General features: G+C 71.6%; 16 protein-coding genes and 2 tRNA genes. 6 read left to right on the top strand and 12 right to left on the bottom strand.

Annotated features, from left to right (window positions below; translation table 11 throughout):
- Window positions 1-2: 2 nt before the first annotated feature.
- The 4 genes from EDF19_RS17845 (at window position 3) to EDF19_RS17830 (ending at window position 3,613) form a co-directional block, all read left to right on the top strand.
- A complete protein-coding gene (locus EDF19_RS17845; RefSeq protein ID WP_123682207.1) occupies window positions 3-944 on the top strand; it encodes an ACP S-malonyltransferase in 942 nt (313 codons plus the stop codon).
- On the top strand, window positions 941-1,945 hold the full coding sequence (locus EDF19_RS17840; protein ID WP_123682206.1) for a beta-ketoacyl-ACP synthase III: 1,005 nt from the start codon (window positions 941-943) through the stop codon (window positions 1,943-1,945). The genes EDF19_RS17845 and EDF19_RS17840 overlap by 4 nt, the downstream gene beginning before the upstream one ends.
- 87 nt (window positions 1,946-2,032) lie before the next feature.
- Complete coding sequence (locus EDF19_RS17835) at window positions 2,033-2,281, top strand: acyl carrier protein (RefSeq protein WP_017886710.1); 249 nt, start codon at window positions 2,033-2,035, stop codon at window positions 2,279-2,281.
- 87 nt (window positions 2,282-2,368) lie between these two features.
- Window positions 2,369-3,613, top strand: a complete 1,245-nt coding sequence (locus EDF19_RS17830) for a beta-ketoacyl synthase (protein ID WP_123682205.1) — start codon at window positions 2,369-2,371, stop codon at window positions 3,611-3,613.
- A 170-nt stretch (window positions 3,614-3,783) separates the two neighbouring features.
- Here the strand turns inward: EDF19_RS17830 and EDF19_RS17825 are convergent, their stop codons facing one another.
- The 6 genes from EDF19_RS17825 to EDF19_RS17800 form a co-directional block, all read right to left on the bottom strand.
- Window positions 3,784-4,284, bottom strand: a complete 501-nt coding sequence (locus EDF19_RS17825) for a DUF3145 domain-containing protein (RefSeq protein ID WP_260217279.1) — start codon at window positions 4,282-4,284, stop codon at window positions 3,784-3,786.
- Window positions 4,285-4,463: 179 nt separating this feature from the next.
- Window positions 4,464-5,309, bottom strand: a complete 846-nt coding sequence (locus EDF19_RS17820; protein ID WP_123682203.1) for a DUF1684 domain-containing protein — start codon at window positions 5,307-5,309, stop codon at window positions 4,464-4,466.
- Window positions 5,306-6,430, bottom strand: a complete 1,125-nt coding sequence (locus EDF19_RS17815; RefSeq protein WP_185022948.1) for an AI-2E family transporter — start codon at window positions 6,428-6,430, stop codon at window positions 5,306-5,308. Before EDF19_RS17815 ends, EDF19_RS17820 begins: the two co-directional genes overlap by 4 nt.
- A 7-nt stretch (window positions 6,431-6,437) precedes the next feature.
- Window positions 6,438-6,512, bottom strand: a tRNA-Ile gene (locus EDF19_RS17810).
- Between the two features lie 10 nt (window positions 6,513-6,522).
- Window positions 6,523-7,734, bottom strand: coding sequence for a glycosyltransferase (locus EDF19_RS17805; RefSeq protein WP_123682202.1), 1,212 nt, complete (start codon window positions 7,732-7,734; stop codon window positions 6,523-6,525).
- 125 nt (window positions 7,735-7,859) lie between these two features.
- Complete coding sequence (locus EDF19_RS17800; protein ID WP_185022934.1) at window positions 7,860-8,771, bottom strand: DMT family transporter; 912 nt, start codon at window positions 8,769-8,771, stop codon at window positions 7,860-7,862.
- A gap of 39 nt (window positions 8,772-8,810) precedes the next feature.
- Between EDF19_RS17800 and def the strand changes: the two genes are divergently transcribed.
- Entirely contained in the window at window positions 8,811-9,386 is a 576-nt protein-coding gene (def, locus tag EDF19_RS17795) for a peptide deformylase (RefSeq protein ID WP_123682201.1), read from the top strand.
- Window positions 9,387-9,414: 28 nt separating this feature from the next.
- Here the strand turns inward: def and EDF19_RS17790 are convergent, their stop codons facing one another.
- A complete protein-coding gene (locus EDF19_RS17790) occupies window positions 9,415-9,900 on the bottom strand; it encodes a hypothetical protein (protein ID WP_148071146.1) in 486 nt (161 codons plus the stop codon).
- Between the two features lie 143 nt (window positions 9,901-10,043).
- On the opposite strand from EDF19_RS17790, the gene EDF19_RS17785 reads away from it, so the two are divergent.
- Window positions 10,044-11,447, top strand: coding sequence for a glycosyltransferase family 39 protein (locus tag EDF19_RS17785; protein WP_123682199.1), 1,404 nt, complete (start codon window positions 10,044-10,046; stop codon window positions 11,445-11,447).
- A gap of 23 nt (window positions 11,448-11,470) precedes the next feature.
- Here the strand turns inward: EDF19_RS17785 and EDF19_RS19470 are convergent, their stop codons facing one another.
- The 5 genes from EDF19_RS19470 to EDF19_RS17760 form a co-directional block, all read right to left on the bottom strand.
- Window positions 11,471-12,181: a pentapeptide repeat-containing protein gene (locus EDF19_RS19470; RefSeq protein ID WP_311317127.1), complete on the bottom strand. Its 711-nt coding sequence runs from the start codon at window positions 12,179-12,181 to the stop codon at window positions 11,471-11,473.
- Window positions 12,178-13,737 (bottom strand): hypothetical protein, encoded by a 1,560-nt coding sequence (locus tag EDF19_RS19465; RefSeq protein WP_123682198.1) that lies wholly within the window; start codon window positions 13,735-13,737, stop codon window positions 12,178-12,180. The genes EDF19_RS19470 and EDF19_RS19465 overlap by 4 nt, the downstream gene beginning before the upstream one ends.
- A gap of 151 nt (window positions 13,738-13,888) precedes the next feature.
- A tRNA-Asn gene (locus tag EDF19_RS17770) sits at window positions 13,889-13,961 on the bottom strand.
- Window positions 13,962-14,075: 114 nt separating this feature from the next.
- Window positions 14,076-15,077 (bottom strand): D-isomer specific 2-hydroxyacid dehydrogenase family protein, encoded by a 1,002-nt coding sequence (locus tag EDF19_RS17765; RefSeq protein WP_260217278.1) that lies wholly within the window; start codon window positions 15,075-15,077, stop codon window positions 14,076-14,078.
- Complete coding sequence (locus EDF19_RS17760; protein WP_123682197.1) at window positions 15,074-16,003, bottom strand: ATP-binding cassette domain-containing protein; 930 nt, start codon at window positions 16,001-16,003, stop codon at window positions 15,074-15,076. Before EDF19_RS17760 ends, EDF19_RS17765 begins: the two co-directional genes overlap by 4 nt.
- Window positions 16,004-16,226: the final 223 nt, after the last annotated feature.

Below are 16,226 nucleotides of genomic sequence, written 5' to 3'. Positions count from 1 at the left end.
CGGTGATCGTCGTCGTCGCGCCCGGACAGGGCTCCCAGACCCCCGGTTTCCTCGCCCCCTGGCTCGAGGACACCGCAGTTCGTGAACGCGTCGGTGCGTGGTCGGAGGCGATCGGGGTGGACCTCGCCGCCCACGGCACCACCTCGGACGCGGACACCATCAAGGACACCGCACTCGCGCAGCCCCTCATCGTCGCGGCCGGTCTCGTGACCGCCGACGCGCTGCTCGCCGAGGGCCGTCGCGCCCTGGTGGGCGGGGTCGCCGGCCACTCGGTCGGCGAGTTCACCGCCGCCGCGGTCGCCGGGATCCTCGAGCCGACCGACGCCGTCGCGCTGGTCGCCGAGCGCGGACGGGCGATGGCGGACGCCGCCGCGCTCGAGCCGACGTCGATGGCCGCCGTGCTCGGTGGCGACGCCGACGAGGTCGCTGCAGCGCTCGAGGCGCACGGACTCGTCCCCGCGAACCACAACGGTGGCGGCCAGACCGTCGTCGCCGGGGCCGCCGCGGCGATCCAGGCACTCGCGGCCGACCCGCCCGCCAAGGCCCGCGTCATCCCGCTCGCCGTCGCCGGTGCGTTCCACACCCGGTACATGGCCCCCGCCGTCGAGCGTGTCGCCCCGGTCGCCGCCGCCGCGACCGTGCAGGACCCGACGCTCCCGATCTGGACCAACGCCGACGGTTCCCGGGTCGACGACGGCCGCCGTTTCGTCGACCTCATGGTGAACCAGATCGCGAACCCCGTGCACTGGGACGCCGTGATGGAGTCCTTCGCGGGCGCCGGCGTCACGGGCATCATCGAACTCGCACCCGCCGGTGCACTCGTCGGTCTGGCGAAGCGCGGCCTCCGCGGCACGCCGACCGTCGCCATCAAGACCCCCGACGACCTGCCTGCAGCGATCGACCTGCTGCAGAGCGCGGGCCAGGAAGCAGACGCAACCGCATGACCGAACGTCCCACCCTCTCGCAGCGACGCGGACACGAGTTCACCCGCATCCTCGCCTTCGGTGCCGCCCGCGGCGAGAACGTCGTGCCGAACGACGACCTCGTCGGTCCGATCGACTCGTCCGACGAGTGGATCCGCCAGCGCACCGGCATCATCACCCGCAAGCGCGCGGGTGCCGACGTGCAGGCAGTCGACCTCGCCGAGGCCGCAGCACGCGAGGCGATCGAGAAGGCCGGCCTGTCCCCCGACCAGATCGGCGTCGTCCTGGTGAGCACCGTGACGCACACCGTGGCGACCCCGTCGATGGCGTCCCTGCTCGCCGAGCGGATCGGCGCCACGCCGGCCGCCGCCTACGACATCAGCGCCGCCTGCGCCGGGTACGCCTACGGCATCGCCCAGGCCGACTCGTTCATCAAGTCCGGGCTCGCCGACCACGTGCTCGTCGTCGGTGCCGAGAAGCTCAGCGACGTCGTCGACCCCACGGACCGCTCGATCTCGTTCCTGCTCGGTGACGGCGCCGGCGCGGCCGTCGTCGGCCCGAGCGACTTCCCGGGCATCGCCCCGACCATCTGGGGCTCCGACGGCTCCAAGTGGGACGCCATCGGCATGACGGCGACGTACAACGAGTGGGCAGCCGGCGCACCCCGTCCCACCATGCGCCAGGCGGGCCAGACGGTCTTCCGCTGGGCCGTGTGGGAGATGGTGAAGGTCGCGCGCGAGGCGCTCGAGACCGCCGGCGTCCGCCCGGAGGACCTCGCCGCGTTCGTGCCGCACCAGGCGAACATCCGCATCATCGACGAGTTCGCGAAGCAGCTCGGTCTGCCCGAGTCGGTCACGATCGCCCGCGACATCACCACCACCGGCAACACCTCAGCCGCGAGCATCCCGCTCGCCACCCACCGCCTGCTCGAGGAGCACCCGGAGCTGTCGGGCGGCCTCGCCCTGCAGATCGGGTTCGGCGCCGGCCTCGTGTTCGGCGCCCAGGTGGTCGTCCTCCCCTAACCCATCCCGACGAGCCTCCGCGCACCCGGACCCCGCGTGCCCTAGGCTGGTCAACGGTCAAACGACACCCCCCTCAAGGAGAAACTCATGGCCCTGTCCAACGAAGAAGTCCTCGCCGGCCTGGCCGAGCTGATCAACGACGAGACCGGTATCGCCACCGACACCGTCGCCGCCGACAAGTCCTTCACGGACGACCTCGACATCGACTCCATCTCGATGATGACCATCGTGGTCAACGCCGAGGAGAAGTTCGACGTGAAGATCCCGGACGAAGAGGTCAAGAACCTCAAGACCGTGGGCAACGCGGTCGACTACATCGTCAAGGCCCAGGCCTGACACGAGCTTCCTGAGCGCCGCGGCCAGCGGACCCCCGTCGGCCGCGGCGCTCATCTTGTTCACCCCAACGAAAGAACACGTCGTTCCATGACCAAGAAGACCGTCGTCGTCACCGGGATCGGTGCGATCTCACCCCTCGCCGCGACCGCCCCGGAGACGTGGGAAGCACTCCTCGCCGGCAAGTCCGGCATCACCCGCATCGAGGACCCGCGCTACGCCGAGCTGGAACTCCCCGTCGAGTTCGCCGGCCAGGCGCGCCGGTTCCTCACCGACCAGCTGACCCGCCCCGAGTCGAAGCGCCTCGACCCCTCGTCGCAGCTGTCGCTCGTCGCGGCGCGCGAGGCCTGGGCCGACGCCGGCATCGACGACGAGTCCGTCGTCCCCGAGCGACTCATCGTCGACTGGGCGACCGGCATCGGCGGCGTCAACACCCTGCTCGACGCGTGGGACACCCTGCGCGAGAAGGGTCCGCGTCGCGTCCTGCCGATGACGGTCCCGATGCTCATGGCGAACGGCCCTGCTGCCGCCATCGAGATGGAGTTCGGCGCCCGCGGTGGCGCTCGCACCTACCTGTCGGCCTGCGCGTCATCGACCGAGTCCCTCGCCGAGGGCTACCGCCACATCGCGGACGGCGACGCCGACATCGTGATCACCGGTGGCGCCGAGGCTGCCCTGCACCCGCTGCCCCTGGCGGCCTTCGCGGCGATGCAGGCCCTGTCGCGGCGCAACGACTCCCCCGAGACCGCGTCCCGCCCCTACGATGTCACCCGTGACGGCTTCGTGCTCGGCGACGGTGCCGCGGCGCTGATCCTCGAGTCGAAGGAGCACGCCGAGGCCCGCGGCGCGACGATCTACGCCGAGGTCGCCGGTGCCGGCATCACCTCGGACGCGTTCCACATCACCGCGCCGGACCCCGAGGGCAGCGCCGCCGCCCGTGCGGTCCTGCAGGCGCTCGACCACGCTGGTGCCAGCCGCGAGGACGTCGTGCACGTCAACGCGCACGCCACGTCGACCCCGGTCGGCGACGTCGCCGAGTACCACGCCATGCGTCGGGTCTTCGGGGACCACCTCGACGACATCGTCGTGTCCGCCACCAAGGCGTCGACCGGACACCTGCTCGGTGGCGCCGGTGCGATCGAGGCCGCGTTCACGGTCCTCGCGCTGCACAACCGCGTGGCCCCGCCGACGATCAACCTCAACGACCAGGACCCGGAGATCGTCATGGACGTCGCGCGCGAGCCGCGTGCGCTGCCCGACGGTGACCTGCTCGCGGTGAGCAACTCGTTCGGCTTCGGTGGGCACAACGCCGTGGTCGCGTTCCGCAGCGTCTAGTCACGACAGCACCAGCCTGGAGGCCCGTCCCGCGTCGTCGGGGCGGGCCTCGGTCGTGCGTGTGGCTCGCCTGGCTGGTTTCGGGCTGGGCGACACTCCACGGGTTCGGCGTCGCGTGAGATGTCGGTCAGCACGAAACGGAGGAGACGCCGGCGTGTGGTGCGCTGCGGTCAGCCGACGCGGTGCAGCCAGACGACGGGGTTGCCCTCGGCGGCGTGACGGAACGGTTCGAGCTCGTCGTCCCAGGCCTGCCCGAGGGCGAGTCGGAGCTCACGGTGGAGTTCGAGCGCGTTGCTGCCCGCGACCTCCATCGCGTAGCGGACGCGGTCCTCGGGGATGACCATGTTGCCGGTGACGTCGGTCTGTGCGTAGAACACCCCGAGGTCCGGCGTGTGCATCCAGCGGCCACCGTCGGAGTCACTCGTCGGCTCTTCGGTGACCTCGTACCGGAGGTGTTCCCACCCGCGGAGCGCCGACGCGATCGCGGCACCCGCACCGACGGCGCCGGTCCACGTGAACTCGGTCCGACGCGCCCCGTCCTGCGCGGGCTGGTCGAGCCACGAGAAGTTCACGGCGCGGTTCATCGCGCGACCTGCTGCCCATTCGACGTGCGGGCAGAGCGCGCGGGGTGAGGAGTGCACGTAGAGCACTCCTGTCGTCGTTCCGTTCACGGTTCCTCCGATACGTCAGGTGCGACTTCCCCATCGACCTGGTGTGGAGGATCCGAGCGGCGGCGAGCCGCGGAACCATTCGGTATGCGATTGTGACGTCCGAGAGGACACGCCCATTATGCAGCGTGCCGGCTGGGAACGGCAAGGACCCGCCCGCCCCGGTGGAGAACCGAAGGGCCTCAGTGCAGGACGGCGCCGTCGGCGTCGACCGGGTGCCGCTCCCCCGCCGTGATCGGCACGGGCACGCGGTTCTCCGGCGGCGGGATCGGGCACGCGAACTGGTACGAGAACGCGCAAGGCGGGAGCACGAGCAGGTTCCAGTCGAGCTCCACCGTCGCCGCGGTGCCGGGATCGTCGAGGTACAGGAAGCGGCCCATCGAGTACGTGCTGCCGGGGTCGTCCTCGGCGAGGGCACTCGTGGCGTCCTGCACGATGAGCTGCAGGCGCGGAGCACCCCGGAACGACGCCGACCGGACCGCGAGCAACCGCACGACGGTGCTGCCGAAGGCCGTCTCGATGTGCCCCGCGACCGGGAGCGCGTCGCCGGCTGCGTCGAGGACGCTGCCACGGGCCTCCAGGCTGTCGTCGCCGTCACCGATGTCCGACGGGACGTACCTGCCGGACCGGACCCAGTCGTCGGACCGGTCGAACCGGGCGATGCGCGCGAACCGGGCCATCGGCTCGGCTGCCGGGTCCCAGACCCGCAGGGTCGAGCCGGAGACGGTGCCCGCGAAGCCGTCCGGGAACGCGACCGTCGACGGGACGACCGCGGTGTCCCCGGCGACCAGGACGGTGCCGTCCGCCGGCACCCCGTCCACGACGACGCCGTCGTCCGCACGAGCGGTGACGGTCAGGCCGCCCAGCGCGGGCGCCCACGTGCCGGGGACCGGCCACACCGGTTGCTCGTGGTCGACGCGCTGAGCGTTGACAAGGGCCAACGGTCCGCGCGGACCACGGGCCCAGCGGTCGCGCTCGGCGACGTGGTCGGCGAAGGCACGCGCGATCGAGTCGGCACCGCTCGTCACGCCTGCTCCTGCCGCGGGTAGATGACCTTCTGCACGATGATGATGATCGACGCGGCGACCGGCAGTGCGACCAGGGCGCCGAGCACGCCGCCGATGGTCCCGCCGGCGACCGCTGCGATGACCACGAGCGCTCCGGGAACCTGCACCGCACGCGACATGATGCGCGGCGAGATGAGGTACGCCTCGACCTGCATGTAGACGAGGTAGTAGATCGCAGCCGCCAGCGCCGTCGCCGGCGAGGCGAACAGGCAGAGCAGCGAGATGACGACCGCGGCGCCGAGCGTGCCGACGAGCGGGATCAACGAGCCGAGGAACGCGAACGACGCCAGCAGCACGGGCAGCGGCGCACCGATGATGAGCAGGAACACCAGGCTGAGGATGCCGTTGATGAGCGCCTGCGACACCTGCCCGACGACGTACCGGCCGACCGCCTGCGTGATCTGCTCGCTGACGTCGATGAAGTTCTCGCGGCGGGATGCCGGCACGAACCGGTACGCGGCCCGCTTCATGCCCCGCATCGACGCGAGGAAGTAGAGCATCAGGATGAGGACGATCAACGCGCCGGTCGCACCGGAGAGGATCCCGCTGCCGACCGCGAGGATGCCGCCACCGACGCTGAGCAGGTTCCCCGGGTTCTCGACGAAGGACTGCAGCGACTGCAGCGCGTGGTCGATGTCGAACGACCCGGAGAACTGCTTCGACAGGTCCTGCACCCAATGCTGCTTCGAGATGTCGTCGACGACCTCGGGGAAGTTCTGGATGAGGTTGCTCGCCTGCTCCACCAGGATCGGCACCACGGCGAACACCACCCCGGCGAAGGCCGCGAGGACCCCGACGACGACGCTCGTGATCGCCGCCCAGCGCGGGATGATCCGCTCGAGGAACGACACCAGCGGATCGATGCCGAGTGCCAGGAACAGCGCAACGCCGATGTAGACGAGCACGGTGCTGAGCTCGCCGATGATCGTGCCGGCGAGCAACGCGACGAGCACGCCGATCGCGCCCATGAAGCCGATCCGGAACGCGTTGACGCGCACGCCGGTGCCACCACGGGTCACCTCGAACGTGACGTTCGGGGTCGGTGCGTGGTCGTCCTGCTGTGTCTCGCGCTTCTTGGGCAAATGCACGTAGGGCGGGCGGGACTCGAACCCGCGGATCGTTCGGTTATGAGCCGACTGCCTTGACCAGCTTGGCTACCGCCCCTCGGCGACCGTCAGGCCACCGGCTCACCACGATACAGCGACTCGAACGTCGCGAGCGTGCGGTTGATGTCGTGTGCCTCGATCATGGCCAGACTGCGCGCTCGCATCGCCAGGTACTCCGACTCCGGGGCGGTGAGCACGGCCTCGAGCTTGGCGGCGAGGTCGTGCTCGTCACCCGGGGTGAAGAGGTACCCGTTGCCGTCGATCAGGTGTGGGAGGGCCATCGAGTCCGCGGCCACGACCGGCAGCCCGGAGGCCATGCCCTCGAGCGACGAGATGCTCTGCAGCTCCGCCGTCGACGGCATCGCGAACACGGTGCCGTTCGTCAGGGCGGTGCGCTTGTCCTCGTCGGAGACGAACCCGAGGAAGCGGATGCGGTCCTCGAGCCCGAGCTCCTTCGCCTGCGCGGTGAGCTTCGGGATCATCTCACCGTCGCCGACGATGGTCAGCGTGGCCGAGAGCTCGGCCGGGAGCAGCCCGAGCGCGCGGACGAGGACGTCGAGGTTCTTCTCGGGCGCGACGCGGCCGACGAAGACGATGTCGTTGTTCACCGGACGCCCCTCGCGGGCGACGTACCGGGTGGCGTCGATGCCGCACGAGATCGCGAGCACCCGCTGCCCGGCGATGGCCTTGCGGAGGTAGTCGGCTGCGAGGTTCGTCGGGGTCGTGATCGTGTCGGCGAGCCGGTAGGTCTTCGCGGCGTCGCTCCACGCGATCTTCAACGCGATCGGCAGCGTCCACTTGCCGAACGGCGTGTACTCGAGCAGGTTCTCGGGCATGAAGTGGTTCGTCGCCACGACCCGGATGCCGCGCGCGTTGGCCTCGGGCACGATGCCGCGCCCGATCACCACGTGCGACTGGATGTGCAGGACGTCGGGCTCGACGGCGTCGAGGATCGGGCCGGTCCACTTCCGGACGCTCCACGGCCAGACGAAGCGGAGCCAGGCGTGCAGCGGCCACTTGTACGACTTCAGTCGGTGCACCACGAGCGTCACGCCCTGGTGCTCCTCGTCGAAGGTGCCGTAGTGGCGGCTCGATGCCGGGGCGACGACGTGGACCTCGTGCCCACGTTCGGCGAGGCCGACCGCGAGCTGTTCGGCGAAGGTGGCGGCGCCGTTGACGTCGGGCGGGAACGTGTCCGCGGCGATCAACACGCGCAGCGGTCGGTCTCCGCCCGTCGCACCCGTCGGTCCGGCGGTGGCGGTGGTGGCGTCTCCTGACACGGCGGGCGTCGTCCTCTCGTGGGCGATGGCTGGTCGGACTGGAACGGTACCGCACCCCGATCCGGGGGCGCATCAGCCGCGCGGAGGACCCGGGGGTCGCCCGGCGGGGCCGCGACCCGTCGGGGTCAGGTCCGGGTCTGGGGGTGGTGCTTGGCGAGCAGGAACACCCCCGTGATCGCGATCGCCGCAGCGACCACGAACCCCGCCACCGCGATCCACGGCGCACCAGAGGCCTCGTCCAACACGATCACACCGATCCCGACCGCCACGATCGGATCGATCACCGTCAACCCCGCGATCACCAGGTCCGCCGACCCACTCGAGTACGCGTTCTGCACGAAGTACCCACCCAACGACGCTGCGACGACCACCCCCACGATCGCCAGCACCGTCAACCAGTCGAACGTGCCGTTCACGAACCGGTTCAGCACGACCTTGGCGAGCGTCGCGACGAACCCGTAGAGGATGCCGGCGCCGACGATGTAGTAGAGCGCGCTCTTGTGCTTGGCCACGAGTCGGAACGACACCAGCACCAGCACGAGCACCACGGCCAGGATGATCAGGACGGTCACCAGCTGCTGCCGGGTGATCGCGCTCTCGTGCCCCACGAAGGCCGCGATGCCGACGAAGATCGCGACACCGATGATGCAGGTCCACACCGCACGCCTGGCCCGACGGCCAAGCGGCACGCCGGACGACCGAGAGGAGAACCACGTGGTGATCACGAGCGCGACCGCCCCGAGTGGCTGCACGACGATCAGCGGCGCGTACGTGATGCTGATGAGCTGCAGGACGACCGCGATGCCGAGCATCAGCGTGCCGAGCACCCAGTAGCCGCTCGAGACCAGCCCGACGACGTGCCGGACGCTCAGCCCCGTCGACTGTCGCCCCAGCCGCGCCTCGACCCGCTGCACGCCCCGGCTCTGGAACTGCGCCCCCAGCGACAGGAACACCGCACCGACGAGCGCGACGGGGATCATGAGCGCCTGGAACGGCGTCAGGTTCACTGCGTCCGGCAGCTGGAGGTCCGTCGTCACGCGTCGAGGCTATCGTCCACCGCCGGATAACCTGGGTGAATGGCCGTTCTCCCGATCCGCATCACCGGCGAACCCGTCCTGCACGAGCGTGCAGCCGAGGTCACCGCGTTCGATGACGACCTCCGTTCACTCGTCGCCGACATGTTCGAGACCATGGACCTGGCCCCCGGTGTGGGCCTGGCCGGACCCCAGGTCGGTGTCGGCCAGCGCCTCTTCGTGTACTCGTACACCGATGATGACGACGTCCTGCACCGCGGCGTCGCCGTGAACCCCGTCCTGTGGATCACTTCCCCGGTCCCCGAGGCTGTGGAGGAACTCGACGAGGACGAGGAGTCCGAGGGCTGCCTCTCCGTCCCGGGCGAGCGGTTCCCGCTGCGTCGGTCACCGCGTGCGCTCCTGCGTGCCGTCGACGAGCACGGCGAGCCCTTCGAGGTCGAGGCGTCCGGCTGGCTCGCCCGCATCTTCCAGCACGAGTACGACCACCTCGACGGCTGGCTGTACGCCGACCGGCTCGTGCACCCCTACGGCAAGCAGGTCGCCAAGGCGATCCGCAAGAACAGCTGGGGCGGCCCCGGCCAGTCCTGGCTGCCGGGACGCGACCACCCAGAGGGCTGACCTCCACTGCCCTGCCTGGAGGCCCGGCTCAGCTCCGGTACGTCGTCAACGCGTCGCGCAGACGGTCGGTCTCCGGGTGTCCGGGGCAGTACTGCAGGAGCCCGGCCGCGACGTGCGCCTGCGCGTCGCTCGAGACCTCGGCCGTCCACGGCGCGGTGCCCCGCACCGCGCACGTGCTCGCGAGCTCGACCAGGGTGGCGTCGTCCTGCGCGGCGTCGACCGCGGCCTGCTGCTGCGTGGACGGCTCCGACCCGGTGAGCCGCTCCGCCGTGCACGCCGTCCGCTCGGCCTCCCACACCGCCGAGTACGTCGTGTAGGTCTCGGTGTCACGGCCGTCGTCGCACACGAAGGCGAACACGACGGGCGACGCGCCCGCCCCGAGTCCGGTCTCCGAACTGGTCGGCTCCTCGGACGCGTCGGTGTCCGGGCCGGCTCCGCTGCACCCCACGAGGCCGAGCACCGCCACCGACAGCACGCCGAGGACGGCGGCGCGGGCTGATCGGGGTCGGGGCACCTGTGAACGCTAACAGCATGTCCCGCGAGGCAGCCGCACGGTTCGGGCTGCGATGATGGTCCAGCACCGCCTGCGTCCTGGAGGTCCCCATCCCCCGCCTGCACTCCCGCCCCGTCCGCGCGACCGCCCTCTCGGCCGTCGTCGTGGCCGCGCTCTTCGTCGCGTTCTGGCACCTCGGCCGCTCGACGATCGTGAACGACGAGTTCGTGTACCTCCGGGCGAGCTGGGCCTACGCGCACGGCGACTTCTCGCTCAACCTCGAGCACCCACCGACCGCGAAGTACCTGTACGGCGTCGCGCAGCTCGTGCTCGGCCAGGGGCCGCTCGGCCCGCGACTCGTCGCCGCGCTGGCGATGCTCGGCACCGGCGGGGTCCTGTTCGTCTGGCTCCGCCGCGAGGTCGGCTTCTGGACCGGACTCCTCGCAGCCGGCGCCTGGTGGCTGACGCCCCGTGGCTCCGGCAGCACGTGGGCCGACGCCGGGTCCGTGATCGGGACCCGCATCGACCGGTTCGCGATGCTCGAGCCGCTGATGATGTTCTTCGCCGTCGCCGCACTCGCCGCCGCGTGGACGTGGATGCGGACCGGCAACCGCTGGTGGATCGCCGCGGCCGGGGCGCTGCTCGCGATGTCGGTGACGTCGAAGGTGTCGACGGCGGTCCTCGTGCTCGCGATCGGGGCGCTCCCGCTGCTGTTCCGTCGGCCACGCGACCTGGGCGTCGGCGCACTGTTCGGCGGTGTGGCCTTCGTCGTCGTCTTCGTGCTGCTGTACCTCCCCGTCGGGCTGTTCAGCGCGATCGGGCACATGCTCAAGTTCCAGGCGCAGCAGAACGCGCACGGGCACCCGACGACGATCCTCGGAACGGTCTACACCGAGGCACCCTGGTGGGCGAACTTCGCGTTCCTGCTCGCCGGCACCGGCTGGTTCCTGCTGACCGTCCTCGTCATCGGCGTGATAGCGGCCCTCGTCGTCCGTCCGGACCGGCTCGTCGCGTACCTCGGGATCGCCCTCGGGGTCTTCCTCGTGTTCTACGTCATCGTCGCGAAGGTCTCGCTCCCCTACTACTACGACGCGTGGATGCCGCTCGTCATCGCCCTCGCCGCGATCGGGTACGCCCGACTGGCTACGGTCCGCCCACCCGTGGGACGCATCGCGGCCGCGGTCCTCGTCGCGTGCCTGCTCGTCCCCACGGTCCGGCTCGGCGTCGCGGTCGCACAGACCCGACCGAGCGGCATCGCGCTGCTCTCGGACGCGCTCGAGGTCCGGGGCCACGACTCCGCGGGCATCCTCTTCAGCCAGTTCAGCGCGAACACCTGGCGCATCTACTTCGGCGACCGAGGCTCGATGCAACCGGAGAACGGTCCGTTCGACGCCGTCGTCGTGGGCTCCGACACGCGTCGCACGATGCCCGAGCAGGTGCGGACCTTCCTGGACGAGAACCGTTCGGAGCTCGAGCACTTCCGCCTGGACTACCTCGACGTCTACGTGCCGTGGCAGGGCACCATCAAGGACAACAACCGCGACGGCACGCTCCGCATCGCTCCCTGAGCAGGAAGCGCAGGCGCCGCCGCTCAGCGCGTCTGGTCGGTGACGACGACGCGCACGGGCACCTCGAGCCGCCCGCCGTGCCGCGCGTCCGTCCGGAGCTGGCACCGGACGGTCGTCGTGCCGACGGGTGCGGTCACCGAGCGGTCGGTGCAGTTCGGCGACGTCACCCCGGTCGGCAGGTCGAGCCGGACCGACGCACGGACCGCCCGCCCGTCACTGCTCCCGAGCGTCAGGGCGGCCGGCTCGAGCACCGTGTCACGCACGCTCATGCCCTCGAGCCGGGCACCGGACAGGTCCGCGTCGGCGAGGTCGGCGCCGTCGACCCGAGCGGACGACAGGTCGGCGGCGGACAGGCGCGCGCCGCGCAGGTCCGCGTCCCGCAGGTCGGCCGCGTGCAGGTCCGCACCGCGCAGGTCGGCCCCGCTGAGGTCCGCCCCGCGCAGGTCGGCGCCGTAGAGCACCGTCTCCGACAGGTCCGCACCGTGCAGGTCGGCGCCGCGCAACCGTGCCAACCGGAGGTCCGCCGTGGACAGGTCGGCCGATGCCAGCGCCGCGTCGGGGCACGTGGTCACGACACCGGGCGCCGGAGCCGACACGACCGCGCACCCGTCGACCTGGTGCGTCGAACCGCCGTCGTCGCCCGGCCGCAGGAACGCCGCGACCCCGATCGCCAGGACGAAGGCACACGACGCGACACCGACCACCACCGACCGGACGCGCGGCGACGCCGTCACGAGGCTGCTCCGGTCAACCAGCCCGGCAGTCCGTGGAGCGCCCAGTCGGAGTACCACGCCGCGGAGCGGGCGTAGGGGAAGAAGGCGCTGACGGGGTCGTAGAGCAGGAACAGCACGAGCAGGACCACGCCGACCGACACCGTCGCGACGACCCGCGCCCGCGGACCGAGGCGGTGCAGCCACGACCGGATCCCGAGCAGCACCACGGCGGCCGCCAGGGGCATCGCGGGCAACAGGTACCGGCCGGAGAAGGCGTAGGACTCCCCGAGGTTGACCATCGTCGCCGCGTTGAAGCAGAGCACGGCGAACACGTAGGACCCGGCGACCGCGGCACACCACACCAGCGCCGGATCGACGACGAGCCGTCTGAGCTGCGAGAGCGTGATCACCACGGCCACGACGACGCTCGAGGCCCCGATGACGAGGACGGCTGCGTTCGGCCGCCAGGGCAGCGACGCACCCCAGAAGAAGAACAGCGACTGGAAGTACGTCGACGCCCACGACCCGAGGAACGAGAGCGGCGCGAACGCCGGGAGCGTGCCGTTCACCTCGGCCAGGTCGTGCGCCCGGGTCGCGGCGTAGTTCCGCCGGAAGATGGCGTAGTCCATGCACTCCGCGCGGCTGTGCAAGGCGGTGCAGGCGGGGTTCAGCGCGTGGAACTGCAGCAGGTTCACGCCGAACCGTTCGAGGGCGAGCGCAAGGAGGCCGCCGCCCAACACCACGAGCAGGAGCGTCCCCCACGGGCGCTCCCGAACCCCTCGCACGGCGCGCCGCAGCGGGTGCCGCAGCCACACCCACCCGTCCGAGCGGTACCGGAGCAGGATCGCGAAGAAGCCCCCGGCGAGCACGAACGGCGCCTGCGAGTACTTCATCAGGAGCGCGAACAGGGCCGCGACGACCAGCCACGCCAGGGTCCGCAGGCCACCCCCTCGCACGAACCGGACCGCGACGGCGGCGAACACGAACAGCGCGGTCATCGCCGGTGCGTCGTAGCTGACGGTCGCCGCCTGCCAGGTGAACCGCCCGGTGAACGCCGTCGCCACGATCGCGAGGAGGCCGATCGAGGCGGGCACCCCGGCGTTCCGGAACAGCATGCGGAGGGCGACGAGCCCGGCCGCAGCCCAGAGGACGTCCACTGCACGGAGCACCACGACGACCTGATCGTACCCGAGCCCGAGGCCGAGTGCGGCGCGGGCCGGGAACGACATCAGGTAGTGGTAGAAGTACAGCGGCGACCGGACGAGTTCACCCATCCAGAGCTGCGACGGCTCCATCCGGTCCAGGAACGGCCCGGCAGCCAGTGGTCGTTCGGCGTAGAGCAGGATGTTCCAGACGTGCCCGCGTTCGTCCGGGGCGGCGGTGGCGTGCACGTGGAACGTCGCGGCGAACCCGAGCCCCATCACGATGAACGCCACGAGCACGACCACGAACGCCGCGCGGCTCGACAACGCCCGGTCGAGCGCACCGAGCCCGCGGAGCCCGCCGAGCGGACCGAGCGGACCGGTGAGCGGCACACGCTCCGAGCGCCCGCGCACGGACTCCTGACCCATCGTCATAGCGGAGTCGATGATATAGCGCTCGCAATGCGAACCCAGAACGCCACCAGATGCTCCGGAAACACAGAAGGCCCGCAAACGCACAAGGCCCGGGAACCCAGACGGCCCGGAAACGCAGAAGGCCCGGATCCGTGAGGATCCGGGCCAGACGCTCCCCGAGTTGGACTCGAACCAACAACCTGCCGGTTAACAGCCGGCTGCTCTGCCAATTGAGCTATCGAGGATCACTGTCCGCTGGCGAATGTCGTGCGAACAACGGGTAACAGCATAGCAGGACCCCGAGCCGCTCCACCGCATCGGACACGCCGCCCGGGCGCGCCGCGCGGCAGAGCCCCGTGTCAGTAGCCCGCGACCGGGTCCACGACGCCGACGAAGCCCTCGCCCGTGCCGGCCAGGAACGCCGCAGCGTTGAGCCGCACCCGCTCGGCCAGCAGCGGCGCGACCATCTCCGGGGTGTCCGCCTGGTGCGGCGTGATGACCGCCCCGGGCTCGGACCACAGCGGGTGACCGTCGGGCAACGGCTCCGGGTCGGTGACGTCGAGACCGGCCGCCGCGATGGCCCCGGTCCGCAGGGCCTCCACCAGCGCGTCGGTGTCGACGAGTCCCCCGCGGGCGATGTTCACGAGTCGGGCCGACGGCTTCATGAGCGCGAACTGCCGCTCCCCGAAGAGCTTCGCCGTCCCGGAGGTCATCGCGGCCGCGATCATCACGACGTCGGCCTCCGGCAGGACCTCGTCGAGTTGCTCGGTCGTCACGGTGCGCGAGGCTCCCGGCACCGGGTCCGCCGACCGACGGACGACGGTGACGTCCACGTCGAACGGTGCGAGCAGCCGGAGGTACTCGAGCGCGATGCCACCGGCACCGATGACCACGACGTTCCGGCCGTAGAGCGACACGCCCTCCGGTTCGGTCGCCCACGACGTCGCTCGGGCACGCTTCTGCAGCACCCGCAGCGTCCCGAGGGTCAGCGCGAGGGCGTGCTCGGCAACGGGTTCGGCGTACGCGCCCTTGGCGGAGGTGAAGAGCACCCGGTCGCCGTGCGACGCGATCAGGTGCGCGAAGGCGTCGACGCCGGCGAAGGGCAGCTGCACCCAGCCGATGCCGGGCGCCGCGTCGAGCGCGGAGGCCAGGCCGGACGGGTCGCGCGGGTCGAGCCAGACGACCCCGCGGGTGTCCGCGTCGAGCGGCGCGACGGTCCCGCCGGCCTCGGTCACGGCGGTCACGTGCAGGTCGGTCGGCTCCGGCAGCACGGCGACGGGGCCGGCGTGCGGCGGGTCGATCGGCAGCGGTGCGCCGGAGGTCGGGACGACGGCTCGGTGGCCTCGGGCGGCGGTGCTCACAGGGTCTCCTGTCGATCCGTGCGGGGGCCGGTGCCGGCGGTGACGGGGCGGCGCGGCGCTGTGGACCGACGCGGGGTGGTCGGTGCAGGGCGGCGCTTCACCCCGCGGGCGGCGGTCGCGGCGAGGGTCTTCACGTAGGGGTCGACGGGGTTGTCGAGCACCTCGTCGAAGGTGCCGAGACCGACCAGTCGGGTGTCGGCCATCACGGCGACGCGGTCGGCGAGGGCGCCGGCCTCGCGCAGGTCGCTCGAGACGACGACCGCGGAGAAGTGGCGGTTGCGCTGCAGGGTGGCGAGGGCCTCGAGCACCGACTGGCGGACGAGGACGTCGACGCCACGGGCCGGTTCGTCGGCGACGAGCAGCTCCGGTTCGAGCACGAGGGCGCGAGCGAGGGCGACGCGCTGCCGCTGCCCGCTCGACAGCTCCCACGTGTTCAGCCGCATGATCCCGAGCGGCAGGTGCACGGCGTCGACCAGGCGCGCGACGATGAGGCCGGCTTCCTTCCGGTCGAAGCGCCGGTCGCGCTGGTAGATCGGTTCGGCGATCGCCTCGCCGACGGTCAGGTTCGGGCTGAGCCGGTCGGCACCGTCCTGCGGCAGGTAGCCGATCCGGCCGCTGAGGCGCTCGGCCTTCCGCGACGACGCGCGGAGCCCACGGACCTTCTGGCCGAGGACGGTCAGTTCGCCCCCGACGATGTGCCGGCGGAGGGCCCCCTCGCCCTCGCCGTGGGAGCCGAGCTGCCCGGCGATCGCGGCCGCGAACGTCGACTTGCCGGACCCCGACTCCCCCAGGATCGCCAGGATCTCGCCCTGACCGACCGACAGGCTCACCCCGTCGACCGCTCGGATCGTCTCGGACCCCCGCCCGCCTCGGTACTCGATCGACACGTCGTCCGCGACGACCGCCGGTCCGTTGACCGCGATCATGGATCCCCTTCCACGCCGCCCCCTGGCGGCGGTTCTCGACGGGCCGGGTGGGCAGGACCGTCGTACGTGCTGCGGTGGAGGCGACCAGCCTGGAGGCGGGGGGGGGGGGGGGCCGCGCCCCCCCCCCCCCCCCCCGCGGGGGGGGGGGGGGGGCCCCCGCCGGGGGGGCCGTGGGCCCCCGCCAGCCGCCCCCCCGCCGGCGCCCCGGGGGGGGGGCCCGGCC

Source organism: Curtobacterium sp. PhB115, assembly GCF_003752025.1.
GTDB lineage: Bacteria > Actinomycetota > Actinomycetes > Actinomycetales > Microbacteriaceae > Curtobacterium.
This window is presented reverse-complemented; position numbering and strand designations above follow the sequence as displayed.